The following is a 25,741-nucleotide window of genomic DNA, read 5'->3' as shown; positions in this document are numbered from 1 at the left end:
GTGGAGGTCTAATATTTGTATTTATAGTATTTCTTAATCATCAAATCTCAATAAAAATATGAAAAATTATCTTTTTTTACCTGCAGTTGCATTGTTTTTTTTCAGTTGTAAGGATAATAAAAACAAGTCCGGGGAAGGTGGACAAGCCAATGAAGTTGTCACAAAAACCGATACTTTAAAATTACCCCCACCTGATGAAAAAAACTCCAAAAACAAATTCAGTAATGTTATCGGATGGGGCAAAGACAAAAAGCCGACTGCTCCTGAAGGTTTTACCGTAACTCGTTTTGCTGAAAATATTAAAAGTCCGAGAAATATGATTCAGGCAGAAAATGGAGATATCTTCGTGGTACTCTCCAATTCTGAACGTACTGCGACAGAGAAAGTTAAAAACGACATCAGTGGAAAAAGTGATGCTGAGGTTGCCGGAAAATCTGCTAACACAATTATCCTCTACCGTGATGCCAACAAAGATGGTATTCCGGAATCGTCTTCTGTATTTTTAGCCGGACTCAATCAACCTTATGGAATGCTGATTATTAAAGATCAGTTTTATGTGGCCAATACCGATGGACTGTATGTTTATCCTTACAAATCAGGAGATACAAAAATAACAAAACCTGGAAAAAAGATCGTGAACCTGCCGGCAGGAGGTTATAATAACCACTGGACAAGAAATTTAATTGCGAATAAAGATCAGTCTAAAATTTATATCTCTGTTGGATCAGGCAGTAATGTCGGCGAAAACGGAATGGATAAAGAGGTAAGAAGAGCTAATATTCTGGAGGTAAATCCTGATGGAAGCGGTGAGAAAATCTATGCGGCCGGACTTAGAAATCCTGTCGGTATGAGCTGGAATCCTGCTACCGGAGCTTTATGGACTGTTGTGAATGAAAGAGACGAATTGGGTGATGAATTGGTTCCTGATTATCTTACAAGTGTGAAACAAAATGCATTTTACGGTTGGCCATACGCTTATTATGGGAAAAACGAAGATCCACGAAGAAAAGGCGAAAAACCTGATTTGGTAGCAAAAACCATTGTTCCTGATGTACCTTTGGGAAGCCACACAGCATCTTTAGGGTTAACATTTTATACAGGAACTCAGTTTCCGGAAAATTATAAAAATGGAGCTTTTATCGGACAGCACGGTTCTTGGAATCGTTCATCATTGGTTGGATATCAGGTTGCTTTTGTCCCTTTTAAAAATGGAAAAGCTTCAGGTTCTTATCAGCCATTTCTTACAGGTTTTATAGCTGATGAAGCGAAGGGTGATGTTTATGGAAGGCCTGTCGGCGTTCTTCAAATCGCTGATGGATCTTTACTCGTAGCCGACGACGTAAGCGGAATTGTCTGGAGAGTTTCTTACACTAAAAAATAATCTGAAAATGGAAAAGCAACTTATTAAGGTTGCTTTTTTTATAATATCCTTTTAACTTTTTAAAACAACGAATTTTAACAAGTAATTTTGGGCTTTATGTTACAATTTGTTAATACAAAACGTAAATATTAATTACGTAAAAGCTGTACTTTTGTTTAATGAAAAAGAACAAAAAAATGGTAACCAAAGCTCAGTTGGATGAACTTAAGGATTTAAGACATCATCTAACACCGCAGTTATCAATTGATAATAAAATTAATACTTTGATCCAAGTCAGTCATGTACTTAGGACGATTAATTTTACGAGTACCTTTTCAAGCAATATTTCTACAGAATTTACCGGATTGGAGGTTTTTGGAGATAGATATAACAATTTCCCGAAAATAACTTCTGTTATTGATGATGCTATTTCATATTATGATGAGCAGCTAAAGTCATTTTAAAATTATAATTTTTCATACAAATTCAAATAGTATTTTCAGATCAACGATAAAAAAATCCCTAAGACAAAATCTTAGGGATTATATATTTAATGATATAAATTTTCTTACTTCAGAAGTTGAAAATATTACTGAACGATTAAATAAGTTGCATTTTCCGAAGGAATATAAAACCAAAACGCATCAGTTAAACTTCCGTCAACAAAATCTGAGCCCGATAGCGGACAAGCAGCAAATGCAGATGGATCAGCCATATTGAAATCAATATCAGGCGTTGAATTGGTTGTGCCCGGATATGTTGTATGGAACCAAAGAAATTTCCAACGGGTAAGATTTGATACTGTAGTAAGTAATCCCGAAGGGACTGCTTGGGAGAGCGGATTTCCTGTTGGGGATAACCTCACAGACCAATTATTTGCATAGGGAGCCGAATCATTAAAGTTGTCGATCACATCCTGTGTACTGGCAGGAAAATTCATACTTGCAACCACTTCTGGTAAGCAATTGTTTGTATTACCTGCTATAACACGCATCACAAGGTCATAATTAGAGTAATTCTGAAGATATAATTTCCCTTGTGAAAAAGATAACGAGAATATAAAAACTGGTAAGAATATTAGTATTTTTTTCATAATTTTTAAGGTTGTATTATAAAGTATGTGTCGTTTCCTACGTCAAACCAAAATGCATTAAATGGAAATGGCTGTGTTGGTGTAGGTGATAAAGTAGAAATTATAGGTGTATTACAACCAATCATTCCTATAGATGCACCGCTGTAATACAGTGGGGCACCGCTGGGATCATCTACAAAAAACTTATTCATCTGCCATTTGGTTACCGAGCCTAAAGAAATAAGTAATGGTGATGTTGGAACCTGTGGCGGAAGAGTAGTGGTTGGGTTAATTTGTACCGTCCAGGTATTAATTGGCGGACTTTGAAGATGACTGTTGTAATACCCATTATAAGTTACTGCGCCACCTGGAGGAACCATAATCGGATAATTGGTTCCGCTGATATTAGGAATACAATTGTTTGTCTGATCCGATCCTACCAAGAAATTTGATAAATTATATGAGGTATAATTAAATATGTTCATCTTGTTTTGAGCCTGCAGACCAATTGCACTCATTGCAAAGAGTGATAAGAATATTTTTTTCATGATCTGGGATTTTAGTTTTCTGCTTTTTGATTGGCTTTTAAAGTGTTCAGCTTAGAAAAATACATATTGGTCGCCTGAACAATTACTTTTTCTTTTTCCACTCTGCTGGCTTGGCTAGGGTTGCTGTTGCTTTTTCCTACCAATTGTAAAGAAGCGTTAAATAAAATATCCAGTGATCTGTCATTCAATTGTGCGCCTAGGCGAGCCTTTTCTTCAGGTGTTGAACGGTTTTCGGGTTTCATTATTTCCTTAAGAGCTTTGTCGAAAGATGTCATTTCTGTAGACTTCATTTCTTCGGTAGAAGCTAGAGTTGCTCGTTCAGTTGAACATGAGAATGCTACACACAAAATGCCGGCATAGAATGCCGAAAGAAGAGTTTTTTTCATAGTTATTAATTTTTAGAATTAATTTTAGTTTGACGAATATATAAAATATTTCACTATATAGTTACTTTTAATGAAATGTTTTAACATAATAACTTGAAAAGATGGGTGATTCAGTCAAAAATAAAAAATACAAGTCTTGTTTTAGTGATTAATTTTAGGATTAGATATGAATTCCAACAGTTGTCATAAATTGAATATCTATTTTATATTTTCCTCTAAAATTTAAAAATTAAAACAAAAAAGCCCTTGAATATTGCTATTCAAAGGCTTTTCTCATTTATATATAGAAATTATGACTGTATAAATTCTAAAAGATCTTTATTGATGACATCAGCATGAGTAGTCGGCATTCCGTGAGGGAAACCAGGATAAGTAATTAATGTTCCGTTTTTCAATAATTTTATTGATTTTAGGGCTGCATTTTGGTAAGGTACGATCTGGTCATCTTCTCCGTGAAGAACCAAAACAGGAATATCAACCGCTTGTAAATCTTCTCTGAAATCCGTTTCAGAAAACGCTTTAATTCCGTCGTAATGAGCAACGATTCCACCCATCATTCCTTGTCTCCACCAGTTTCTCTGTACACCTTCTTTTACGTCCGCACCTTCTCTGTTGTAACCGTAGAAAGGGAAAGTAAGGTCAATGTAAAATTGTTGTCTGTTGTTAAGAGTTTGGTCTCTGATTCCGTCAAAAACAGACATTGGAACGCCATCAGGATTACTGTCGCTTTGAACCATAATTGGTGGAACTGCACTGATTAAAACTGCTTTTTTAGCTCTTCCATTCGCATATTTGTTAACGTAACGAATTACTTCACCACCACCTGTAGAGTGTCCGATATGAACAACGTCTTTCAGGTCAAGAAATTCTACCAATTCGGCAGCATCAGCAGCATATTGTTCAATGGTGTGATCATAAATATCTTGGCTAGAACGTCCGTGACCTCTTCTGTCGTGAGTGATTACTCTGTAACCTTTCTGTAAAAAGAAAATTACCTGTGCATCCCAATCATCTGATGATAAAGGCCATCCGTGGTGAAACATTAAAGTTTGTCCTTTTCCTTGATCTTTGTAAAAAATTTCTGTTCCGTCTTTTAATTTTAGTGTGCTCATTGTTATTGTATTTAATTGTTATTATTGATTTATATTAAAATTATTTTGTTGTCTTAATTCTTTAGCAAATGTAGTACAGTGAAATTCAATCTCTGTTAATCTAGTTTAATATCGTTCGATTTTGATAAAAAAAATTAAAAACTTGATTTTGTAGTATATTTTTTATTTGGGCAGCTATTTCCGCCTTCCGTTCCCAATCTTTTTTGCTGGCGCAAAAAAGGATTTCCACTCAAGTCGGGCTGCGTGAGATTCGGTGTTTTAAGAAGCTGTATTTTCGTCCAACAACTTGAACAGGTCTTCCGCACCGCCATCGAATTTTTTTCCATTGACAAAAAATGAAGGAGTTCCATTCACTCCGCTGATGATTCCGCTTTCGAAATCTGCATCAACCTTTTCGGCCAATTCCGGTTTTTCAAGATCTGTTTTGAACTGATCAATATTTAAATGTAATTTTTGTGCCAATTCTAACAGGAAATTTTCATTCAAATATCTCTGATTTTCATAGATCGCATCATGCATTTCCCAGAATTTCCCTTGTAAATTGGCTGCTTCTGCTGCGAGTGCCGCCGGTCTTGCATATTGATGCATTTCGGATAACGGGAAGTTTCTAAAAACAAACTTGATCTGATTTCCGAACTGATTCATCAATTCTTTTAAAACAGGATAAGCTGCTCCACAATATGGACATTGATAATCTCCATATTCAACGATAACTAAATCGGCATCTTGATTGCCTTGTGTATGGTCAGTATTGCTGACGGCTGGTTTTAATGACATAATTATTGTGTTTTAAGTGATTCTAATGCTTCTAAAATTCCATCTGCACCAGGATTTATTGCCATTGGTGAGAGGTAGCTCCATTCGATGACACCTTCTTTATTGATGACAAAAAGGGCTCTGTTGCATTCGCCTTCTTCTTCATTGTAAACTCCATATTTTCTGGCTGTTTCGCCTTTAGATTCAAAATCTGCCAACAATGGAAAATGTAAGTTTCTGGATTGCGAAAATGCTAAATGACACCATTTGCTGTCCACTGAAATTCCAAAGATCTCGGCATCATATTTTTTGAAATATTTTAAAGTTTCGTTATATAAAGCCATTTGGTCACTGCAAACAGGGCTCCAGTCGGCTGGATAAAATGCAAGAATCACATTCTGTCCTTTAAACTCTGACAGGGTAATTTTTTGATCCGGTGTTGCAAATAATGTAAAATCCGGGGCAATATCATTTTTTTGTAACATGTTATTAGTTTTTTTTAAGTTTAATATTAAAAATTGAAATCCATAATCCGCAAATCAGTAATAAGAGTGCAGGAAAACCCAAAGACCAATTCCCTAAAAATGAAAGTAGGAAAGGAGCTGTAAACGCACCTGATAAAAAGCCTATCCATAACAGTAAAAGATGAATTGCATTGGCTTTATATTGCTTTTTTTCCGCTCTGTCATTGGTCATACTCAACATTGCGGTGTTTCTTGCCAGGCTGTTTAATGTTCCGGTCACAAAATCTGTATTTACTTTTTGGTTCCCGACAGAAGTTACGATTGTATTCATAATTCCCATTGAAAAACCGATAATTGAAATAGAGGATATGGTATTAATATTATAAAAATAAGCAATTATTGTATAGAAAATCAAAATTCCGGAAACTATGTAAAATGTTAATATTTGGTTCTTAATTCTTTTATATAATGATAAACAGGTTCCGGAATAAATTCCCAACAAAAAACTGGCAATAACTGTAACCGATGTGATGATAACTCCATATTTATCGGTAGAAAGTGCGGCGCCTAATTGCGTGGTATTTCCACTCATAAAAGACACGTATGTTTTCCACTTAATAAGACCTGTTGCATCGATGTATCCTGCAATTAAAGCAAGAAATATGGCTAATCTCTCCTGTATCCTGATCTGATTATCTGAAAGAGAAGCGCTTTCTGAAGCTACAGATTTATCCATTTATGATAGATTTAAATAGAAAGTCCTTATTTTTTAGGCTGAATAAAAACCTTCTCTGTCGGGAATTTTTCTATTTCACCTTCTTTCAAACCAAAATTAGTTACTACGACGTCTTTTGGGTTTCCAGCCAGCCATTCGCTTAGATCAATGGACTGATAGGTTCCGCTATTAAATCCAATCAAAATTTTGCAAACCGTATCTCCTGTATTTTTAATATAATGTCCGGCTCCCATTGGGACGTAACCGACATCTCCGGCATTAAATTCCTCAGTCACCACCGTACTTTCTGCTAAGAAAACCGACATTTCTGCCTGACCGGAAATATAATATTGCCATTCGTCAGCGTTAGGATGCCAGTGCATTTCTCTTAAAGCGCCCGGCTGTAATTCTATAATTGAACCCGACATAGTACTGCTGATAGGAAATTCTTTGCTGGTAACCAATCTTTGTAAACCTCCTCCGGGAACAATTCTCGGTTGTTGTGCGTGTAAAGGATAACGGTGAAAACTGGTTAATTGTATATCTGATTCTTCCGGACGGGCAGTTGCATTAAATGATAATTCATCCGGAACAATTCCTGCCGCGAAATAAGCTTCTTTCTGAGGTAATGCTGCAACTTCTTGAAGGGTTAACCCTAAATTCTGAGCAACAATTTCCGGAGGCATGCATGAAACAAAATCTGTAACACTGAATGTATGATCTTCAGAAAAATTACCATTGTCAAAAATTAAAATAAAATGACATTCTTCTGTTCCCGTTGCCTGTATTGAGTGCCCGTAACCTTTTGGAAAATACCAAACATCGCCCGGCTCAAAATTATCAACATAACTGTGTCCGTCCGGATGAATGATCGTTGTACGAACAGTTCCTGAAATTACATAAGCCCATTCTGCAGCGTTGGCATGCCAGTGTAATTCTCTCATACTTCCCGGCTGTAATCTCATAGAAACTCCTGCAATTCCTATAGAAGCTGGGAAATCTGTAACAGAAGCTCCTCTTGTAGTTCCGCCATCATTGGTGCGCGGTTCTTTTTTTTCTAGTTCGTATCTGAAACTTAATGATTCGTTTTTCATAATAGTAGTTTTTATTGATTAATGAGTGTTTGTCTTTATTTCTATTGTAAAGCTACCACGGAATCATCATATTCTTAAGTGTCATTCGGTGAAAAGGCAAAATGAGTCGGTGAGAATTTAAAAGGAATAGATGATGAAGTCATTTATGTTTTAAAATGAAAGGATTGAGTGTAGGATTGGTTTAAACATGATTTTAAATACATATAATTTGTCATTTCGAAGAAATCTAAATTGTTAATCTAAATTTCTGGTTGAGAATCCTTCAAAATGAAAAAAAATCAAAATTGAAGATTATTTTAAACAAAAAAAATCACCAAGATTTCTCGGTGACTTATGTTTATTAATTTATATAAGTTTTAATTATCAAAAAGATAAAGAAATTTTTCTTGAAAAAACGGTATAATAAACAGTTATTAAAATTCCCGGAATCAACATAGAAACCAAACCAAATCCAGAAGAAATCAAAGCTCCTAAAATGCAGCCTATCAAAAAGCTCGTTAAAAGAACAAGTGATTTTTTAAGTTCTATCAGTTTTTCAAAAGTATGTTGCGTAGAAATATAAGAGAAAAAATCCAGTATTGCTTTGGTCACATTACCAGTCATAACAGTCGTTGGTCCAAATGCTGAATTTACATATAATCTATTCACAGTATTCTGTATTCCCATAGAAAATACGATTAACATGAGCATAAAATGATAGACAAAACCTGTCGCTATATGATATTGTTTTAGAAAAAAAGCAAGAATACCGGCTACGATGAGATATAAGCCGATAGATGAAAAGATTCCTCTTTCATTTTTGTACCAGCTGTCAACTTTTCTGGTCAAAATTACTGCTAAGATAAAAACAGGAAAGCTTACAAGATTTATAAAATCACTCATAGCAGGATGATTAGACAATTTATAAGCAAAAACAACAAAATTCCCGGTAATATGCGCAGAAAACAAACCATCCGCAACAGTAAAGGTACTTGTATCTACAAATCCTGCACTGAAAGCCATGATAATGGATGAGTAAAAAATTGCATCTCTTTTCATTGGTTTATATTGTTATTTTTTTAATTAAATGCAATTTCCAACTCTTTTCCATGTCAGTTTATGGATCACTAATCGTGAATTACTTGTAAATGGTTTCTCACTTTCAAGGTGTAGAAATCCGTCTTTAAAAAGAACGATGCGGTTTTGAGTTTGCCCTGTCCAGTTTGGAAAGAGCGATACATACATCGTATGACTTACAGTCTGTTTTTCATCATCAGTTTTAAATGAACCAGAATAGGCAAGGTAAGTTGAACCTTCCTGTGTATATTCTTCCGGCGTCGCATTTGTCCAATGTTCCTGATGAAAATCTTTACGTTGAGCATTCATAATTTGTGCCGACATATAACCATCAGAACTATAAATAATCAATCCTTTTGGATTTTCACCCATGGGATGGGTAATTTCTCCGCCGTTTACAGGGACTTCAATTAATTCTACTAAAATCCATGTTCCTACGATTTTTTTAAACAAAGTATCTTCCATAATCTTTATAAATAAAATGAGCGTACCTCAATACGCTCATTATCTTTTTTTATTAGAAAGGTTGATTATATTTTCCTGTCAACGCTTTATTTTCGATACTTTTCGCGAAGTTTGGTGTTTCTTCGTGATTGTGAGCGTCGGAAGCGGCTTGTCTGGAAGCTGCAGCATCAGCAAGGTTAACGTTGTGTTCTTTCAGATATTCAAACATTTCCGGCGTTGCGGTTGCGTGAATTTCATTGGTGTAAAGACAAGTGTTGTCATCAATTTTTGTGGCTTTCAGTTCCCATAAAACCTGAACTTTTGTACGTCCGCCTTTTGTAATAGAATCCGAGATGGATAACATACGACAGTAATCAGGTCTGTGCTCAACGGCAACATAATGTTGTACCATTAATGCGTCTCCAATTGTTTCAACATTCAATGATACAGGTTCGCCATCGTAAGTTGATGAAATTGCAGCTCCAATGTGCTGAGTTGAGCAACGCTGATATTCTGCGTCCGGAAGGTTTAACAACCAATCTGCGATGTTAACTTTTTCGATAGGTGCATTGATAACTGCAGTTACAGTTGAGTGAGATAATGCATTTTCTGTTGTTTGTAGAATTTCCATGATGTTTGAATTTTAATTGTTAATATTATTGTTTGTATTATTTAATGATGTAAATCTACCATCAAGTCGTTTCAAAATCAGTCGGCATTCGATGAATAGGCAGAAAATGTCGTTGAATAAACATAAAATTGGTCATTTCGGAAAAGTATCAACTAAAAATTTAGATTATTATTGAAAATGAGCGAGAAATTTAAGATCGAAAATATTCAGAACGAATAATTTTATACATTTTGATTTTAAAAGAACAGAGAGTCCCGAAGGGACGATTTAACAGAGGATTGGATAAAATCCAATCAAACAAAAACAAAAACAAAAACAAAAAAATCACTGAGATTTCTCAGTGACTTATGTTTTCATTTATGTGAATTTCAATTATTTATACAGCCATTTTTTAATCAGTTTTGTATAATTTGGCATTACTATAAATACCATCATAAAAACAACAATTCCTGAATTAATCAAAGCATCAAAATAATGATTTGCAGGGATTTTCAAAAATCTCAACAATGGAATTAAGATTAATGGAATCACAATAGACAACGGATAAATCGCAGACCAGGTTGCCAGAAACTGTTTCCATCGAACAGGAACTTTATTTCCTTCATTTTCAGCATTAAATAGAAAATCTAAGCCTGATTTTATTTGATAGTTATCGTTTTTTCTGAATAGAGGAGTTGCTTTTTCAATCAAATTTTTTCGACTGTCAGATTCCATCCATTTTTTAAGATTTGTGATGGTGTCAAATCGAATAATTACAGTGTAAACAAAGGTAAGATCAGGAATTGGACGAACAATCTGATGATCAATAAAACCTTCCGAATGTTTGGTAAGCGGAACGATTTCCTTTAACCAATTTTCATATTGTTTCTGTTTACCATCCAAAATATGGTGGGTAATCACAACTGATGCACCTTGATTTTCCATAATGATTTTGTTTTTTGATGGTTGAAATAAATTAATTCAAAAAGGTTAATTTCTATAATAATTTCACAAAAATTTTCGCTTCTTCAAGTGCTAAATTGATGATCTTCTTAACCTCTTCCAAAGCCTGTTGCAATGTTGCATTTTGCTCTGTAGCCATTTCCAAAATATTCAGTTTTTCTTCTAATAAAGGGAGAATTCCCATAATAGCTGTGCTGGATTTAAGATCGTGCGCTCTGAGTTTTACTGTTGTAAATTCATTGTTCCGATAAGCTGTCGTAAGCTGTTGCAAATGTTGCGGGATATTTTCAATAAATTGCTGAGTAACGGTTTTTTCAAAAGTTTTATCGCCACCGCTTATAGACTGCATGTAGGTTAAATCTATGTATTGAAAACTGGGAATTATTTCTTCAATTTTTATTTCCGTTTGGGGAATTTCTTCCAATCCGAAATTTGAGATTAATTTAAAAAGTTCTTCCTCTTTTATAGGTTTTGAGATATATTCATTCATGCCACGGCTCAGGCATTTTTCTCTTTCGCCGGCGAGTGCGTGTGCGGTCATTGCGATGATTGGAACATCCAATTTCAGAACTTCACGGATCTGTTGGGTGGCAGCATAACCGTCCATCTGAGGCATTTGAATATCCATCAAAACCAAATCATAGGTTTGATTTATGAGTTGTTGAACAGCTTCCAAACCATTAGAAACAACATCAAAATCAATATTCCATTGTAGTAAAAGATGTTTCATCAGACTTTGATTGATCGTATTGTCATCAACCACCAAAACACGCAAAGGCGCATTTGATTTATCTTTAAAATAATCAGAATTAACAGCAGTTATTGTGTTAAGTTGTTCTTCCGAAATACCGTAAGGAATATAAAAACTGAAAGTCGTCCCTTTTCCCTGTTCGCTTTCTACATCGATGTCACCGTCTTGTAAAAGGATTAATTTTTTAACAATAGACAGCCCTAAACCTGTCCCGCCATAATTTCTTGTGGTAGATTCTTCACCTTGGTTAAATCTTTCAAAAACTTCGTTCAATTTTTCTTTATCGATTCCTATTCCGGTATCGGAGATTTTAAATCCAAGAACAATTTCGTGTTCAGTTTGAGATTTTTTATAAACTTCAATATCTACTTTTCCGTGATGGGTAAATTTTATCGCATTCCCAATGAGATTGACTAAAATTTGGGTAAGCCTTGTTGCATCGCCCGTCAGCGTATCTGGAATTGATGAATCTACTTTGCTGAAAATCGTCAGTTCTTTTTCTTTTGCGCGTTCAAGAAAAAATGTTTCTACGGAATTTACCAATCCATTAATACTGAAGGTTCCGGGTGTGATGCGCATCATTCCTGCTTCAATTTTAGATAAATCAAGAATGTCATTAATGATCGCCATTAAATTTTCTCCCGACCGCTGAATTGATGATACAAATTCTGTAGAAGTCGCATCCAAAGGCCTTTTTTGGAGTAAATTGGTAAAACCTAAAATTCCACTTAACGGAGTCCGTATTTCATGGCTCATATTAGCAAGAAAATTTTCCTTAGTCTGCGCGGCGACGGAAGCTTTTTTTTCTGCAATATCCAAATCTTCTATCAATAATCGTTGTCTTTTGAACTGACGAAGGATGTGATAACCGACAACAGCGCCACTCAATATCAATAAAATCAATAAAGAAATATCGTAAAGTCTGGCCTTTCTTCCCATTTCTTCGCTTCGTTTACTAAGTTCCACCATATGTAATCGGCGGCTTTCGTAAATTTTTGCTGTGATAGTAGTGATTTCGTTGGAAATTATTCGCGCATGTGGATTCGCAATCGACGTATTATCGTCCATATTTCCCAAAGAAAGATATCGATGTAATAATTTTTCTTTTGTTGTTTTTTTCTCCATCGCAAGAACGCTGAGTCTGTGTATCAAACGTTCTTCTTCGGCATCTGTATTGTCTTTAGATAAAGAATCTAGAAAGTTTTCGATCTGATTGATTTTCTGATTGATACCTTCCAAATGTGTGGTGTCATTGGTGGCGATAGAAGCTCGTATTCTGCTTTCAACACCCAAAATATCACGGTCTATTTCTCTTAAATGATTGCTGGAACGCAGTTCGTTAAGAAGCGTATTGTTATTTTGGATAAGTGCTTTTGTATTTTTAGCTGAATTGATCTGAACAGCTATCAATAGTATAGTTCCTGCAATAAATGTAAGAATTATAAAATAGCTAAATCGTTTGTTTTCCATTATAGAAAATGTATTGATCATAATTAAATAGTAATAACGATTGATGGCTTGTTCAATCAAATTTAGAATTCAGAATCAAAAAGGTAAATAATGGTTTTAAAAAACATTCATTCTTGTGTTGAGTGCTTTTCGGTAAGCATCGGCCACGGGAATAAATTTACCATTGATCATAATTCCGCCATCCTGAAGGGTATCAATTTTTCCGACTGCAATAATATAGGAGCGATGAACTCTTATAAAATGGTCTTTTGGTAAGCGTTCTTCCGCAGATTTCATGGTTCCGTGTATGGCAAACATTTTTTCTTTGGTGTAAAACTTTACGTAATCGCCCATTGCTTCGGCATAAAAAATATCATCCAGCTTCAAACGTCTCGTAATATTTGAATCTCTGACGAATAAAAACTCATCTTTATTCACCTGAACATTCTCTTTTTTACTCTCAAAAATTGCCTGCGCCTTACTCATTGCCTGCAAAAATCTTGCGGGAGTGATGGGTTTTAAGATGTAATCGGCAATATTGAGTTCAAAAGCCTCCAAGGCATATTCTTTATTTGAAGACGTAAAAATGATGATGGTATCCTTGCCTGAAAGAGTTTTCGTTAATTCAATTCCCGTCATTTCAGGCATTTCGATATCCAAAAATATCAGATCTACCGGATTGGTCTGTAAATAATGGTAAGCTTCAATAGCATTAGAGTATTCGTTTACGATGGTAAGATCCGGAATCTGTTTTGCGAGATGAGCCAAAGTCGTTCTTGCTATATCATTGTCATCAACGATCAAAGCTTTCATGATAGTAAGTTTATAGTTTACACAAATATACTTATTCCTTTTTATTTTTTACTTTGGCTTTTAATTTTATCTGAAGTAAGAACGGATCATCCAAGCCATTTCTTCATGAGTTTCCATCAGGCCTGTAATAAAATCGCTGGTTCCGAAATCTTTATATTCTTCAGCAAAAGGAGTGATGTTTCCTCTAAGAAATTCAATGATACTTTCGTGGTCGCTCAAAAGATCTTTCATGAAACCTAAGCCGTCATTTGTTCTGTCGCTGTATTCTGTAAGATGGGTAAGTTCCAAATAGATTTTCATTGTTGCGGGAGCATAATGTCCGATTTTACGCATGCGTTCGGCAACGCTATCAATCAACTCATCCAATTGTTTGTATTGATTTTCAAAGAAGATATGCATCGCATGAAAATTATCACCCGTAACGTTCCAGTGTGCATTTCTTGTTTTGGTGTACAATACAAATTCATCAGCTAATAGTTTGGATAATTGTTCTGCAATTGCTTCCGTGTTTTTTTCTGTGATACCGATTTTTGCTTTCATAATAATAAGGTTTAAAGTTTTTTAAGCAATAGTGCTTGTTTTATGATGTAAAGGTCTGGAACAATCGTATTGGAATTGTTTCATTTTCGGTGAACAGGCAAAAACAGTCGGTGAATGGAAGGTAAAATTCTTTGAATTATGACTCTTAAAAATATATTTAAACTGAGAATTTGTGAAATCTATGTGGAAAAAGGAAATTTATTCTTACAAATAAGGCTTTAATACTAGGAATAAAATAGAAAATGATGTTTATAGTTTGAATTTTAGACACGATTATGTGAATAAAGTGATATTGTGGAAAAGTATTTTATTAATCTTAAAATTTAGTTAATATTCATTAAATGAAATGATTATGCTAGGAATTGAATATGTATCAATAATCAATTATGTTAATCGAATATTAAATAATAAAAATATTTAATTATTTTTTTCAAAATTATTTGAGTGTATTATAATTATTCATATATTCGTGAAGTATTAATCAAATAAATATTTAATTCATGAAAAACTTAAAAAAATTAAACAGAAACGAATTGAAAACAATTTCTGGTAACGGACTACTTGATAACATCGGAGGCTTAGTTGGAGGTCTAGGTGGAGCAGTTGGCGGTGCAATTGGTGGCGTTGGCGGAGTAGTAGGTGGTGTTGTTGGAAGTGTTGGTGGTGCAGTAGGTGGTTTAGGTGGTGTTGTAAGCGGTACATTGTGTCAAGTACAGTGTGCGGTTAACGGCGTAATTCACATTCAACTTCTTGCTTGCGGATCTACTTGTTAAGATAGTCTGTATTATAAGGTATACCGCTCTTTTTAGAGCGGTTTTTTTATGGGTTAAAATTTTTTTCAGTCATATCAGAAGTAATAATATTCATAGGTTTATACAAATGTCTTTTTAGTTTTATAATGGGAAGATAGGTGAAAAGAATAGAGAGCAAACCTGCCAAAACCCCAACAACAATGGCCATCGCAGTGGCATCAAGTTTATAATATTTTGATAAGGCCAATTGTGCAAATAATAAACTTGACAAAACCAATAATCCTGTAATAATTCCGTGCAAAATACTCAGTTTGGTCATCATTTTTTTTAAATTAAGCTGATCATCAACGGCAAATTCAATAGCGTTTTGACCGGCGGCATCGGTTACTCTTTTTATAATATCAATCGTAAGAACTACAGGTAAAAATATCGCCATCGGCAACGTTAATCGAGCCAGACATTGACTTCCTGCAAAAAAATGAGTGTAACCCAATTCATTAAAACTCGCATAAGCAATAATGAAATTAAAAAACACATTCGGGAGGACATAAATAATCATCCGCTTCCTGAGAAAACGATTCAGCGTGGTTTTTTTGATAGGTTTTGGTGGAGCCTTTTTTATTTTAAATTTCATGAAGTCAACAGTTCAATAGCTTTATCTTTTATTTTTATTGCTTCTTCTTTTGGAAGAAAATTTTCATTAGACACGAAGGTAAAATCCATTTCCTGATTATAAGTCGTTGTAACCAAAGTGTTTGAATTCAACCAAGGAAAAGCAACCGTCGGACTGAAAATGGTTTCAACTTTAAAATTTTTATACGCATTCGGAATATCAATTCTTCCCATGTTGGATAAGGTAATATCATGTCCTCCTTTGCTTGATTTTAGCATTGAAATCATACGCTCAACGACAGGATGCATATTTTCGCCCATCCACAAAAGTTCTCTTGCTTCCATTTTTTCAATTTTTTGAAGAAGTTCTTTTTTAATGTGTCTGGAGTTTTCAAATAAATCCTGATTTCCTTTTTTCATTGACAGTTCAACAGTTGGAGCAAACGCAAAAATATGATCCTGTTTAATTTCCGGAATAAAATGACGAACATCCACCGGACTGATCACTTTTCCTTTCGCATTTTTACCCTGAAATTCTTTGAAAGCCTGCATGAAAGCCGAACACAACAATGCATGAACGGAAATTCCGTTGGCTTTGCATTTTTCAACTATTTTTTTGGAAACAGAAGCATCCAATTTTCGGTGAAGGGCGTAATTTTTCCCATGATTCCTGTTTTTGCTTTTCGATTGAATTAAAAAGAACAGTTTTGCCATCATTAAATAAAATCTGGCTTTTCGTTTCTTCTTTTTTAAATTAAAATCGGTAGGCAGAAAATCATTAACAGAATCAAAGCCTTCGTAAGAATTTAATTCAGCGTTAGGGTCGTCCAGCAAAGCTAAAAGTTCACGTATCAAAGTAACGCCTGTTGTTCCGTCACAAAGACAATGAGGCATTACCCAAAGAAGTTCGGATGTTTTTTCACCTTTAACCCAAACGAGCTGAGCCATTGGTTTTTTGTTGTCTTCAAAGATTCTGTACCATTCATTTTCAGATTCAAGTAACCAATCTTGATCGGTTTTTCTTTCAACAATGCGAAGGGGAATCGGTGAAATTTCTTTTTCTTCAATAAAAAAAGGATATTTTGCACTTTTATGATCAATTGAAACCCTCAACAAAGGATGTTTCTGCTGAATTTTATGTAAAGCAATTTTAATATTCTCTTCCGAAATTTCACCGTTGATTCTTGCGGTGTATACAACATTTAAAGGCGTTTCAGAATCAACATACATGATTCTTTCCACCAACATTAATTTGCGTTTCATCATGATATGGCTAAAGATTGTAGTTGTTTTATGGTTTTAATCACCTCATCACGAATCGACAAGGCCTCAGCATAAGGTAAATAACCTTCGCTTCCCATGAAAGCAAAATCCATTTCTCCACGGAATGTTGAAGCTACCATCGTCGTCGTATTTCCCAAAGGCCCGATCACAGACGGACTGAAAATATTTTCTAGGGTAAATTCTTTGTATTCATGGGCAATCGGAATACGTCCTAAATTTGAAAACATACAGTCGTTGGAAGATTTTCCGTTTTTCAATAATTTGGTGAAATTCGTCAGCGCATCATGGGCAGATTCCATCACCATCATCGTGATGTATGGATTGAGCTTTGATGTTTTTTTCTCGACGGATTCCTGCATCAGTTTTAAATTTTCTTCAAAACCGAATTTCTTGTTTAAAGAAACCACAATCATCAATCCAAAAGCGAAAATATGATCGGCTTTAATCTGATTGGCAAAACGTCTGATATCAACCGGACACGAAACTTTGTTAAACGCTTTTTCCTTTCTGATTTTCTGAAATGCATTTAAAACCGTAGCACACAGAAAAGTATTGACTGTCACTTTCTGAGATTTACAGTAAGAAATCAATTCCTGACTTGTTTCTTTATTAAATCTCCAATTAATTAAATAATCGCTTTGTCGGTCAGTTGTTTTTTTATTAACTGGAATGACTTTGATCGCTGTTGCAGCCAATCTTCCAATCATTTTTGCTTTAAATTTTTGTCCGCTACTGTTCAGAATTTCGCTTGGAACAACATCATGAATTCCCAAAATTGGATGTTCAACACCAATATCATAATTCGGATTGTCCAGTAATTTTAAAAATTCATCCAAAACCGCCATGGCAGAACCTCCATCACATAAGCAATGATGGAACACAAACATCATATCTGAAATTTCTTCGCCTTTGATCCAGACAAATCGCATAAGCGGTTGTTCTTTGTAATTGAATAGTTTATACCACTCTTTTTTAGATTCTTCAAGCCAGTCGTTTTCTTCTTTTTTAGCTAAAATTCGAATTGGGATTTTTACTTTTTCTGAAACCTCAAACCATGGAGTATTTTTCTCATCATGTTGGATGACAGCCTTTAACCAAGGATGTTTTTCCTGAATTTTTTCTAAAGCATATTGAATGTCTTTCAGATTAAATGTTCCCTTTAATCTAAAAGGAATTACAGTGTTGAAAGGTTCTGTTCCGTCGCCAAGCAACATTCGTTCGCCAAATAACAATTTTCGTCTCATAGGCTTACACAGGAACTAAAGTGGATTGTTCAACAAAATTTTCCAGCAATTCTACCGCGCGATCGTTTCCTCCAGCATTAATTAAACTAGATTGAACTTCCTTCGCTGCATTTCTGTACGCAGGATTTTCCAATAATTCAAAAACTGTTTGGCGAAGTGCATTAACACGCAGTCTTTTATATCGGATACTAATTCCACAACCTGCTTTTTCAATCAGTTTTGCAATATGAAAATGATCGTAAGCGATGGGTGTGATTAGCATTGGCAATCCGTTGGTGAAGGTATCATTCACGGTATTGAAACCGCCATGACAAATTACAGCATCCATATGAGGCATCAAAGCTGATTGAGGGACAAAGCTGCTCACAATAAAGTTGGATGGCCATTTCTCAAAAATTTCCGGTGGAGTAGCGGCAATTATGGTTATGGGTTGGTCTGCAAACGCAGCAATGACTTTTTCGAAAAATGCTTTTCGGATGTCTACCAATAATGTTCCTAATGAAACAAATATTTTCGGAGTTGTCGAAGCATTTAATTTATCCCAGTCAAAAGGAGCTGGATTTGGACGGCCTTTTACAGGTCCTACAAATTTCATGTGGGTTGGAACTTCTTCAAAATCAGCAAATTTTTGAGAAGTAAAAATTAAATTCAAATGATGAGAATGAATGAAAATTCCGTCATCTTCAATTCCGACTTCTTGTTGAAGTTCTTTAATTAAATTCTGCTGCCATTCGAAAATTTTCGGAGCACTGTTTTCGGTATCGCCCATCACATCGGGTGGAACAGGCGTTGTAGTTACACACGGAATATTATTTTTATGAGCAAAAAGCGCTCCTCCGAAGGTGATACAATCGTTTACAATAACATCCGGTTGCCATTCTTTGGTCAATGTTTCCAAGCCGGGCATCATCATTTTAGCGAAAGGAACGTAGGTTTCTTCCAAAGCCAGTTTCATCACTTCTGGACCTGAACAGGCAGGACCATCATCCTGTCTTTTTAAAATTCTGGCGATTTCCTCCTGATACGGAATCAAATCTTGTTCAGGATAAAAATAACTTCCGCCTTCCGGAATATGTTTGTTGTCTAAAGGCGTAATTCCGAACCATTTTACTTCATGACCACGGGCAATTAAACTCGCTCCAACGCTCAAAGTCGGACTGATATGTCCAAAAAATGGAGGGACAACAAATAAAAATTTAGACTTCGGTTTTTCCATAATTGAATTTGAAATGGCTTTTTCCAGTAAATTGGCAGCTGTTGCACTTCCTCCGGCTTCAACGAAAGATTCGCGAACGGTTTCGGCTGCTTTTTTATATTCAGGATTGGTTAAAATATTTTGTACGGCTTCGTTTAAATGATGCGCTTTAAAACGGTTAAAATTAAGTCGTTCGCCTGCTCCTGTACGCACAACACGACCCGCAACATGCGACTGGTCATACGCAATCGGAATCACAACCAACGGCAAACCGTTGGATAACGTTTCAGAAACTGTATTGTGACCGCCGTGAGAAACAACGCCGTCCAAATGAGGTAACAAATCCAATTGAGGAACTTGCTGATAGACCATAAAGTTCTCCGGCCATTCTTCAAAAAGCTGCGGATCTGAAACTACAACAACCGTTAAGTTTTCATCTTTAAAAGCATCCACAACCTTTTGGAAAAATGCTTTTTTATGTTCGTGGTCGAAAGTTGTTCCGATGCTTACTAAAATCTTTTTTCTTGAATTGCTGTCGAATTTCTCCCAGTTAAATTCAGAAGAAACACGACGTTCCGTAAGAACCGGACCTGTAAATTGGAAATTCGATTCCAAATCCATTTCGCCAAAGAAATATTGGGAGGTTAAAACCAACGTCAATAAATCCGAACAATCTAATGCGCGGTTTTCTTCAACACCCAATTCCTGCTGTAAAGCGAGGATTTGTTTTTCTTCCCACTCATGAACTTTCGGAAGCTCGCTCATGATTTTAATCGCAGCCGGAGCGGTCACTGTTGTAGCATAAGGCAAACCTAATTTTTTCGCAGCAATGGAAGCGGCAAATAACTGATGGTCGCCAATCACTAAATCGGGTTGGTATTCTTTTAACAAAGGAATAATTCCGTTATAGCAATGTCTGTTTAAAGGAATCAGCACATCTTCGTACAAAAACTTGATGCTGTCGATTCCATAGACCACTTTTTTAGAAATAATATCGAGATAGTTTTCGCTTTCTCTTTTTTCTTCATCCGTTTGGTCGTACTGAATCAATAATAATTCTCCGCCTTCCGGAAGTTTATGTTGTAATTGTTGGTCGAGACTTATCCATGCAACCTGATGTCCTCTTTCGAGAAGAGTGGCACCGATGCTTAAGGTAGGATTCACATGACCTGTCAGTGGTGGAACTATAAATACAAATTTAGCCATGGTTTTGTGATAAGGTTTTTAATGATTTTGATAAAAAATGGGCGATGGTTTCTGCAATCAAAACAGGTTCCTGAATCGGGATGTTGTGGTCTCCCTGAATTAATTGTATTTCAGAATTTTTGATTTGAGCATTCAGCCATTCTCCCGTTGGTCTGCAATTGGAATCTTCACCGTACATCAACATTGTGGAAGGTTTTAATTCCGAAAAATCAACTTCGCTCAGGAAATGCTTTTCTTTAATCATATCCGCTTTGATACTGGTCTGATTAAACAGAAATTCATACATACGATGATTTTTTTCCATCTGTCTTTTGCCCATCTGTACTTTAGTGGTGTCGGTAAAATTGGCTACATAATGCTCCAGAAACTCTTTACTATATTCATCAATAATATTTCTGGCTTTTTCGTCTTGCGGATCGGGAGCTTCGATAACAACCAGTTGCTCGATGCGATTTGGTGCTTTTAAAGCGGTTTTTAAAGAAATCAATCCTCCAAAACTATAGCCAACAAGATGTGCTTTTTCAATATGTAAAGCATCCATTAAAGCCAAGACATCGGAAGACATATTTTCCAGATCGTAACCGTCTGTAAAACGTTCGCTCATGCCGTGACTTTTCAAATCAAACATCACAACATGGAAGTGTTTCGCCAGAATCGGAGCAATATTAAAATAATAAATAGACAGGTTGCTGAACATCCCGTGGATCAGCACCACAGTTTGTTCAGCTCCTTTGTTGAGTTCCTGAATATGAACCTTTTTATCGTTAACAGAGATTATTGGCATTCGTAGATGTAATTGATAATCATACTTAAATCAAGGTTAATCAACTCGTCCAGATCCATGGATGACAACCATCCCGTGAAATCGATTTGCTCACCAAAATGTGCTTTGATTTTCTCGGAAAAAGAAACGATTTCGATGCTGTCCATTTCCAGATCTTTCGTGAATGAACTTTCTGGTGTAATGTCCATTTCTTCTACAAATTCTTCACCGATTACTTCGGTAATAAAACCTTTTAAAAGGGTAAATAATTCTTCGTGATTTAATTTTACTGTAGTGTTTATAGTGTCCATCCTATGATATAATTTTTATGTTTAATTGTTTTGATTTCTGTTTGATTGATCCATAAAGAATCGTCTGCTATTTTCTCGACTTCGAAGTTTTTCGGGTTTCCTTTCAATCCTGTTCCGATGAATTTTCCGTAGGCTTCTTTCGCTACCCAGAATTTGGTTGTCCATTCTGCCTGATCTTTTCCTTTTAATAAGGTTAATTCGTTATCTGTAAAGACTAGATCGTAGAATCCAGAGCTTCTTTCTTCCATGATTTCCATATCGATTCCGACTGGTTTTCCGCTTTTTGCAATTCCGACCGCATCTTTTCCTTTATGTGCTAAAGAAATATGAATGTCTTTTGTAGAATCTCCAATTAAGAAAGGTTTTCCGACCTCATTTTTCCCAACTTCAAAAGTAATGGGGAAGCAAGGGTGATTTTTTTCCTTTTTAAGAAGATTTCTCACCGCATCTTTCACGGCAACACGGCTTACCATATAGCTTTTCCTCTTGTTTGGAAGCAATGTTTGATGATGCTTTTTTTCGGTTTGATTGAAATATCTTTTCAGGATAAAATCCCAAGAAGCAACTCTTGAATAGGCTTGATGGAAGAAAAATACTTCAGGAGCAATTTCCTCCGAAAGACGGTTGTGCAAAGGCGACATCGAAACATTCCAAAGTGCGGCATCGATTTCCAGACGGCGGTTTTGCCATCCTGAAATTTTGCACCAGACTTTTCCGTTTTGGGTTAAAAGAATATCACCGATCGCAAATTCGTCATTCATTTCAGTCAGGCTGCAGGTGCATTCGAAAATACCGTCCTGATCCTGCAAGTCTCCAAAAAATTCAATGTCTTTGATTTTTACAGGAAAAGCAATTCTGTCTTTTGTTAAAGTTAATTGCAACCAAAGTCCAAATAACTGTCCTGCATTATCCAACAACGAACCTTTTCCTCCATTTCCTTTTATTTTTCCGATAATTCCTTTCGTTCCAACTTTTGAAACTTCCGTAATTCCCTGATATTTTTCACCGTGAAACATGTGCATCTCGTAGATTTCTTCGGGAGTCCTCTCAATGGGTAATATTTCTCCGATGGAAAGATTGAAGGTAGGGTTCGGTCTTGCGGTTGAGGTTAATAAAACTTCAGCGTTTGCGAAATTTTCAATATCCAAATACGCATGATTTGTCGATTTCCATTCTCCTTGTACTATTTTTTCGAAAGGTTTTGCGACATTCATCCATTGAAAAACGCTTACATTCATGATTTTATGAACCTGGCTTCCTTCAATTTCCTGTTGTGCGATTTCTGCGAGCTGTTCGAAAATCATCGTCATCGGAATCACAGGTTCCATATCGGCAACTTCTGTCCAGCCTTTTGGCTGTCTCAACAAACTGTGGTCGATGAGGTAAGGGTGAGTTTCCAATGTCACATACAATGTTTTCTCAAAATTCTTGCTTATCGGAGCCTGAGCTTTTGGCAACACAACATTCGGAATTGAAACTTTCGGACGATCCTGAAATAAAGTTAAAACTTCCTCCTGCATTTTAATCATATCCGAAATGTTATCCTGAAATGCCTGAACCAATGGATGTCCTGTTTTTGCAACTGTCGCAGTAGCTTTTTGCTTCGGCGTATCGATCGATTTTGCTAAATTTTTAATCGCTGCAAAATCACGGATGATCGGTGAACCTAATTCCAGTTTAATGCCTTTTCCGGATGATTTTTTGGTTTGATTTTGAATATTTAAAAAGTCCAGCGCAACTGTTTTTCCTTCCACGAATAACGCCGCAACGACTCTCTGAAATTGAGCCAATGCAGAACGCGTCGCAACACTGGAAGCAATGGTACTGAAAGCTTTTCCTTTCAACGTATCATCAATAAATCCAATTAATCCGCCAGTTCCGACCTGAATGAAAAACCTTGCGCCTTCTTCGTATAATGTATCCGTTAATTCACGGAAACGAACGGGTTCTACAAGATGTTCTGCACTCAGCTTTCGGATAGATTCCTGATCAGCCGGATACGGTTCCAAAGTTGTTGCCGACCATAATGGAATTTTCGTCTGCTGGAACTGTGCTTTTTCCATTCCTGCCAAAATCACATCTAATTTATCAGCGATAAAAGGCGAATGAAACCCTGACTGGAACGGCAATATCTGATGAAATATCTGTTTTGCTTTTAAAACAGGAACCAATTCATCCAAAGCCGAATTACTTCCGCAAAGAATCACCTGATTTGGGCAATTGTCATTAGAAATATAAACGTTTGGAATTTCCTCGATAATAGGTTTAATGGTTTCAATTCCGGCTCCGATGGCGATGAATTTAGAATCTTTTAATTCAAAAGTTTCGGGATTTAAAACATCAATGAGAGCTTTTACAGAATTTACTTCCGCTAATTCAGAAGAGTAGCCTGCGAGCCATTCTCCCAAACTGTGTCCTGCATTCATATCAGGAACAATTCCTAATTTTTTTAATGAATTATCGAGAATACTGCAGTTGTTGAAGATATTTAAAGCATCATTTAACAAACCTTCGCCTTCCGTTTCAATGGGTGCATTGATGTTGAAATAACGGCTTACACTTTCCACTTCACCCTTCGCTAATCCATCTAATCCTGGGAAAACAAAGGCAACTTTTTCTCCGTTTTGTAATAAAGGATTGTTCGTGTACCAAATATCCTGTTTGTTACGCCACGGATTATTTTTAGCAACAATTTTAGTCGCTTTTTCAATTCTCGCAGGAGTCGGTTCGAAAATTGCCACTCGGAAATTTCCTTCTCCTATCGTTGTTTCATTATTTTGTAAAGCGGTTAATAATTCTTCATGCGTGGGTCTGGCCAAGATTAAAACTTTATCTTTTTTAGGTAGATCATAGCCTTCCAATACCACATGTGCATTGATTCCTCCGAATCCGAAAGCATTCACCGCCGCTACTTTTGGTAAGCCTGTTTTTGACCAGTTTTTCGCTTCCTGAATAGGTTCGAATCTTGTTTTTTGCATTTCCGAAGTCGGATTTTCGCAGTATAAAGTCGGTGGCAATGTATCGTGATGCAAAGCCAGACAAGTTTTAATTAAACCGGCAATTCCCGCAGCAGGCATTGCGTGACCGATATTCGATTTTACAGAACCGATTCCGGCAATTTTACCTCCTTCTTCTTTTCCGAAAAATTGAGCTAAGGTTTGCAATTCTGTCTTGTCACCAAGCGGAGTTCCTGTTCCGTGAGCTTCCAAATAACCGATTTGATTTTCATCTAAATCTGCATTAGCCCAAGCCTGTTGCAAAGCTTTCAACTGACCTTTTACCGCAGGACTCATTACACTGGTTCCGTTTCCGTCACTGCTGATACCGACACCTTTAATGACTGAATAGATTTTATCCTGATCACGAACTGCATCTTCCAATCTTTTTAAGACCACAAAACCACAACCTTCACCAATCAATAACCCATCTGCGTCACTGCTGAAAGGTTTGATTTGCTGTTGACGGGACAAAGCGCCCAACTGAGCAAAAATACTCCAGAACGCAGCGTTTTGTCCAGTGTGAACACCACCTGCAATCATAATATCGGAGCGGCCTCTTTGTAGTTCCTGAACAGCATGATCAACGGCTAATAAAGCACTTGCACAAGCAGCATCAACAGTAAAAGCTACACCTCCAAGATTAAAACGATTTGCTACCAATGAAGCCACTAAATTTGGGATTAATCCCATTGCCGTATCGGCTGCAAAACGTCCTTTCTTTTCCTGAAAAGCATGTTTTACTTTTTCAATATCAGCAGAAGAAACTTCGGGTAGTAATTCTTTTAACAATGAAGAAATCTGTTCGCCTGTTCTTACAATTTCAATAGCTCGGGTTGCGCCCGGCCCGGTATAGTTTCCTTTCCCGATGATGATTCCTGTTTTTTCAAGCGAAATATTTTTCTTGAAAATTCCGGCATCGTCTAAGGCTTTTTGAACCAGATCCAATGTTAATAAATGATCGGGTTCAGTCCCTTCAACCGCTAATGGCAAAATTCCGAAAGCGGTTGGGTTAAATTCATAATCAGAGATAAATCCACCACGCTGACAATAAAAACGGTCAACCGGATTTGTACTGTCACTGAAATGAACAGGATCGATTCGGTCTGCTGGAGCCAGCTGGGTAGAATCTACTTTATTGACAATATTCTGCCAAAAAGTATCGGCGTCCTGCGCCCCCGGAAAGACGCAGGACAGACCAATTACTGCAACATCTGTTTTTTTCATATATTCAATTAAAGCAGA

General features: G+C 36.2%; 25 protein-coding genes. 3 read left to right on the top strand and 22 right to left on the bottom strand.

Annotation, left to right across the window (positions count from 1 at the left end; translation table 11 throughout):
* Nucleotides 1-58: 58 nt before the first annotated feature.
* Together AC1Q7L_RS04870 and AC1Q7L_RS04865 are read left to right on the top strand one after the other, a co-directional pair.
* Nucleotides 59-1,381 (top strand): PQQ-dependent sugar dehydrogenase, encoded by a 1,323-nt coding sequence (locus AC1Q7L_RS04870; protein ID WP_492306629.1) that lies wholly within the window; start codon nt 59-61, stop codon nt 1,379-1,381.
* Nucleotides 1,382-1,539: 158 nt separating this feature from the next.
* Nucleotides 1,540-1,824 (top strand): hypothetical protein, encoded by a 285-nt coding sequence (locus AC1Q7L_RS04865; RefSeq protein ID WP_410690056.1) that lies wholly within the window; start codon nt 1,540-1,542, stop codon nt 1,822-1,824.
* A 125-nt stretch (nt 1,825-1,949) separates the two neighbouring features.
* Here the strand turns inward: AC1Q7L_RS04865 and AC1Q7L_RS04860 are convergent, their stop codons facing one another.
* The 15 genes from AC1Q7L_RS04860 to AC1Q7L_RS04790 all read right to left on the bottom strand — a co-directional run bounded on the left by AC1Q7L_RS04860 (nt 1,950) and on the right by AC1Q7L_RS04790 (nt 14,133).
* Nucleotides 1,950-2,453: a hypothetical protein gene (locus AC1Q7L_RS04860; protein ID WP_492306628.1), complete on the bottom strand. Its 504-nt coding sequence runs from the start codon at nt 2,451-2,453 to the stop codon at nt 1,950-1,952.
* 5 nt (nt 2,454-2,458) lie between these two features.
* Nucleotides 2,459-2,980, bottom strand: coding sequence for a hypothetical protein (locus tag AC1Q7L_RS04855; protein ID WP_492306627.1), 522 nt, complete (start codon nt 2,978-2,980; stop codon nt 2,459-2,461).
* 11 nt (nt 2,981-2,991) lie between these two features.
* The gene (locus tag AC1Q7L_RS04850; protein ID WP_492306626.1) at nt 2,992-3,366 is read right to left on the bottom strand and encodes a hypothetical protein; all 375 of its coding nucleotides are present in this window, start codon (nt 3,364-3,366) and stop codon (nt 2,992-2,994) included.
* A gap of 290 nt (nt 3,367-3,656) precedes the next feature.
* Complete coding sequence (locus AC1Q7L_RS04845) at nt 3,657-4,478, bottom strand: alpha/beta fold hydrolase (RefSeq protein ID WP_410690151.1); 822 nt, start codon at nt 4,476-4,478, stop codon at nt 3,657-3,659.
* A 258-nt stretch (nt 4,479-4,736) separates the two neighbouring features.
* Nucleotides 4,737-5,255 (bottom strand): DsbA family protein, encoded by a 519-nt coding sequence (locus AC1Q7L_RS04840; protein ID WP_492306625.1) that lies wholly within the window; start codon nt 5,253-5,255, stop codon nt 4,737-4,739.
* 2 nt (nt 5,256-5,257) lie between these two features.
* Entirely contained in the window at nt 5,258-5,719 is a 462-nt protein-coding gene (locus AC1Q7L_RS04835; protein WP_492306624.1) for a redoxin domain-containing protein, read from the bottom strand.
* 4 nt (nt 5,720-5,723) lie between these two features.
* A complete protein-coding gene (locus AC1Q7L_RS04830) occupies nt 5,724-6,434 on the bottom strand; it encodes a YoaK family protein (RefSeq protein ID WP_492306623.1) in 711 nt (236 codons plus the stop codon).
* A 26-nt stretch (nt 6,435-6,460) separates the two neighbouring features.
* Nucleotides 6,461-7,507: a cupin domain-containing protein gene (locus AC1Q7L_RS04825; RefSeq protein ID WP_492306622.1), complete on the bottom strand. Its 1,047-nt coding sequence runs from the start codon at nt 7,505-7,507 to the stop codon at nt 6,461-6,463.
* A 363-nt stretch (nt 7,508-7,870) separates the two neighbouring features.
* Nucleotides 7,871-8,545 carry a YoaK family protein gene (locus AC1Q7L_RS04820; protein ID WP_492306621.1) on the bottom strand — a complete coding sequence of 225 codons (675 nt, stop codon included), beginning with the start codon at nt 8,543-8,545 and terminating at the stop codon, nt 7,871-7,873.
* Nucleotides 8,546-8,569: 24 nt separating this feature from the next.
* A complete protein-coding gene (locus AC1Q7L_RS04815) occupies nt 8,570-9,028 on the bottom strand; it encodes a lipocalin-like domain-containing protein (RefSeq protein WP_492306620.1) in 459 nt (152 codons plus the stop codon).
* A 52-nt stretch (nt 9,029-9,080) separates the two neighbouring features.
* Nucleotides 9,081-9,638 carry a hypothetical protein gene (locus AC1Q7L_RS04810; RefSeq protein ID WP_492306619.1) on the bottom strand — a complete coding sequence of 186 codons (558 nt, stop codon included), beginning with the start codon at nt 9,636-9,638 and terminating at the stop codon, nt 9,081-9,083.
* A 372-nt stretch (nt 9,639-10,010) separates the two neighbouring features.
* Nucleotides 10,011-10,562: an antibiotic biosynthesis monooxygenase gene (locus tag AC1Q7L_RS04805; RefSeq protein ID WP_492306618.1), complete on the bottom strand. Its 552-nt coding sequence runs from the start codon at nt 10,560-10,562 to the stop codon at nt 10,011-10,013.
* Nucleotides 10,563-10,614: 52 nt separating this feature from the next.
* Complete coding sequence (locus tag AC1Q7L_RS04800; protein ID WP_492306617.1) at nt 10,615-12,801, bottom strand: hybrid sensor histidine kinase/response regulator; 2,187 nt, start codon at nt 12,799-12,801, stop codon at nt 10,615-10,617.
* A gap of 96 nt (nt 12,802-12,897) precedes the next feature.
* Nucleotides 12,898-13,593: a LytR/AlgR family response regulator transcription factor gene (locus AC1Q7L_RS04795; RefSeq protein ID WP_492306616.1), complete on the bottom strand. Its 696-nt coding sequence runs from the start codon at nt 13,591-13,593 to the stop codon at nt 12,898-12,900.
* A 66-nt stretch (nt 13,594-13,659) separates the two neighbouring features.
* Nucleotides 13,660-14,133: a Dps family protein gene (locus AC1Q7L_RS04790; RefSeq protein WP_492306615.1), complete on the bottom strand. Its 474-nt coding sequence runs from the start codon at nt 14,131-14,133 to the stop codon at nt 13,660-13,662.
* 500 nt (nt 14,134-14,633) lie between these two features.
* On the opposite strand from AC1Q7L_RS04790, the gene AC1Q7L_RS04785 reads away from it, so the two are divergent.
* Nucleotides 14,634-14,906, top strand: a complete 273-nt coding sequence (locus tag AC1Q7L_RS04785) for a bacteriocin-like protein (protein WP_410690161.1) — start codon at nt 14,634-14,636, stop codon at nt 14,904-14,906.
* Nucleotides 14,907-14,952: 46 nt separating this feature from the next.
* Here the strand turns inward: AC1Q7L_RS04785 and AC1Q7L_RS04780 are convergent, their stop codons facing one another.
* Genes AC1Q7L_RS04780 through AC1Q7L_RS04750 form a run of 7 tightly spaced genes read right to left on the bottom strand, consistent with a single transcriptional unit; the run spans nt 14,953 to nt 25,723 of the window.
* Complete coding sequence (locus tag AC1Q7L_RS04780; RefSeq protein WP_492306614.1) at nt 14,953-15,519, bottom strand: hypothetical protein; 567 nt, start codon at nt 15,517-15,519, stop codon at nt 14,953-14,955.
* Nucleotides 15,516-16,760 carry a condensation domain-containing protein gene (locus AC1Q7L_RS04775; protein ID WP_492329375.1) on the bottom strand — a complete coding sequence of 415 codons (1,245 nt, stop codon included), beginning with the start codon at nt 16,758-16,760 and terminating at the stop codon, nt 15,516-15,518. Before AC1Q7L_RS04775 ends, AC1Q7L_RS04780 begins: the two co-directional genes overlap by 4 nt.
* Nucleotides 16,760-18,025, bottom strand: coding sequence for a condensation domain-containing protein (locus tag AC1Q7L_RS04770; protein WP_492306612.1), 1,266 nt, complete (start codon nt 18,023-18,025; stop codon nt 16,760-16,762). Before AC1Q7L_RS04770 ends, AC1Q7L_RS04775 begins: the two co-directional genes overlap by 1 nt.
* Before the next feature lie 4 nt (nt 18,026-18,029).
* The gene (locus tag AC1Q7L_RS04765; RefSeq protein ID WP_492306611.1) at nt 18,030-20,426 is read right to left on the bottom strand and encodes a glycosyltransferase; all 2,397 of its coding nucleotides are present in this window, start codon (nt 20,424-20,426) and stop codon (nt 18,030-18,032) included.
* Complete coding sequence (locus AC1Q7L_RS04760; RefSeq protein ID WP_492306610.1) at nt 20,419-21,210, bottom strand: alpha/beta fold hydrolase; 792 nt, start codon at nt 21,208-21,210, stop codon at nt 20,419-20,421. Before AC1Q7L_RS04760 ends, AC1Q7L_RS04765 begins: the two co-directional genes overlap by 8 nt.
* On the bottom strand, nt 21,201-21,500 hold the full coding sequence (locus AC1Q7L_RS04755) for an acyl carrier protein (RefSeq protein ID WP_123984212.1): 300 nt from the start codon (nt 21,498-21,500) through the stop codon (nt 21,201-21,203). The genes AC1Q7L_RS04760 and AC1Q7L_RS04755 overlap by 10 nt, the downstream gene beginning before the upstream one ends.
* A complete protein-coding gene (locus AC1Q7L_RS04750; protein ID WP_492306609.1) occupies nt 21,488-25,723 on the bottom strand; it encodes a beta-ketoacyl synthase N-terminal-like domain-containing protein in 4,236 nt (1,411 codons plus the stop codon). Before AC1Q7L_RS04750 ends, AC1Q7L_RS04755 begins: the two co-directional genes overlap by 13 nt.
* Between the last annotated feature and the right edge of the window lie 18 nt (nt 25,724-25,741).

The sequence above is a fragment of the Chryseobacterium sp. GW823-FHT05E08 genome, from assembly GCF_058795655.1.
The sequence above is the reverse complement of the archived record's forward strand: the minus strand, read 5'-3'. Positions and strand labels throughout refer to the sequence as shown.

Coding starts and splice junctions, on each gene's coding strand:
- AC1Q7L_RS04870 (WP_492306629.1), top strand. CDS start 59: ATGAAAAATTATCTTTTTTTACCTGCAGTTGCATTGTTTTTTTTCAGT.
- AC1Q7L_RS04865 (WP_410690056.1), top strand. CDS start 1,540: ATGAAAAAGAACAAAAAAATGGTAACCAAAGCTCAGTTGGATGAACTT.
- AC1Q7L_RS04860 (WP_492306628.1), bottom strand. CDS start 2,453: ATGAAAAAAATACTAATATTCTTACCAGTTTTTATATTCTCGTTATCT.
- AC1Q7L_RS04855 (WP_492306627.1), bottom strand. CDS start 2,980: ATGAAAAAAATATTCTTATCACTCTTTGCAATGAGTGCAATTGGTCTG.
- AC1Q7L_RS04850 (WP_492306626.1), bottom strand. CDS start 3,366: ATGAAAAAAACTCTTCTTTCGGCATTCTATGCCGGCATTTTGTGTGTA.
- AC1Q7L_RS04845 (WP_410690151.1), bottom strand. CDS start 4,478: ATGAGCACACTAAAATTAAAAGACGGAACAGAAATTTTTTACAAAGAT.
- AC1Q7L_RS04840 (WP_492306625.1), bottom strand. CDS start 5,255: ATGTCATTAAAACCAGCCGTCAGCAATACTGACCATACACAAGGCAAT.
- AC1Q7L_RS04835 (WP_492306624.1), bottom strand. CDS start 5,719: ATGTTACAAAAAAATGATATTGCCCCGGATTTTACATTATTTGCAACA.
- AC1Q7L_RS04830 (WP_492306623.1), bottom strand. CDS start 6,434: ATGGATAAATCTGTAGCTTCAGAAAGCGCTTCTCTTTCAGATAATCAG.
- AC1Q7L_RS04825 (WP_492306622.1), bottom strand. CDS start 7,507: ATGAAAAACGAATCATTAAGTTTCAGATACGAACTAGAAAAAAAAGAA.
- AC1Q7L_RS04820 (WP_492306621.1), bottom strand. CDS start 8,545: ATGAAAAGAGATGCAATTTTTTACTCATCCATTATCATGGCTTTCAGT.
- AC1Q7L_RS04815 (WP_492306620.1), bottom strand. CDS start 9,028: ATGGAAGATACTTTGTTTAAAAAAATCGTAGGAACATGGATTTTAGTA.
- AC1Q7L_RS04810 (WP_492306619.1), bottom strand. CDS start 9,638: ATGGAAATTCTACAAACAACAGAAAATGCATTATCTCACTCAACTGTA.
- AC1Q7L_RS04805 (WP_492306618.1), bottom strand. CDS start 10,562: ATGGAAAATCAAGGTGCATCAGTTGTGATTACCCACCATATTTTGGAT.
- AC1Q7L_RS04800 (WP_492306617.1), bottom strand. CDS start 12,801: ATGGAAAACAAACGATTTAGCTATTTTATAATTCTTACATTTATTGCA.
- AC1Q7L_RS04795 (WP_492306616.1), bottom strand. CDS start 13,593: ATGAAAGCTTTGATCGTTGATGACAATGATATAGCAAGAACGACTTTG.
- AC1Q7L_RS04790 (WP_492306615.1), bottom strand. CDS start 14,133: ATGAAAGCAAAAATCGGTATCACAGAAAAAAACACGGAAGCAATTGCA.
- AC1Q7L_RS04785 (WP_410690161.1), top strand. CDS start 14,634: ATGAAAAACTTAAAAAAATTAAACAGAAACGAATTGAAAACAATTTCT.
- AC1Q7L_RS04780 (WP_492306614.1), bottom strand. CDS start 15,519: ATGAAATTTAAAATAAAAAAGGCTCCACCAAAACCTATCAAAAAAACC.
- AC1Q7L_RS04775 (WP_492329375.1), bottom strand. CDS start 16,760: ATGAAACGCAAATTAATGTTGGTGGAAAGAATCATGTATGTTGATTCT.
- AC1Q7L_RS04770 (WP_492306612.1), bottom strand. CDS start 18,025: ATGAGACGAAAATTGTTATTTGGCGAACGAATGTTGCTTGGCGACGGA.
- AC1Q7L_RS04765 (WP_492306611.1), bottom strand. CDS start 20,426: ATGGCTAAATTTGTATTTATAGTTCCACCACTGACAGGTCATGTGAAT.
- AC1Q7L_RS04760 (WP_492306610.1), bottom strand. CDS start 21,210: ATGCCAATAATCTCTGTTAACGATAAAAAGGTTCATATTCAGGAACTC.
- AC1Q7L_RS04755 (WP_123984212.1), bottom strand. CDS start 21,500: ATGGACACTATAAACACTACAGTAAAATTAAATCACGAAGAATTATTT.
- AC1Q7L_RS04750 (WP_492306609.1), bottom strand. CDS start 25,723: ATGAAAAAAACAGATGTTGCAGTAATTGGTCTGTCCTGCGTCTTTCCG.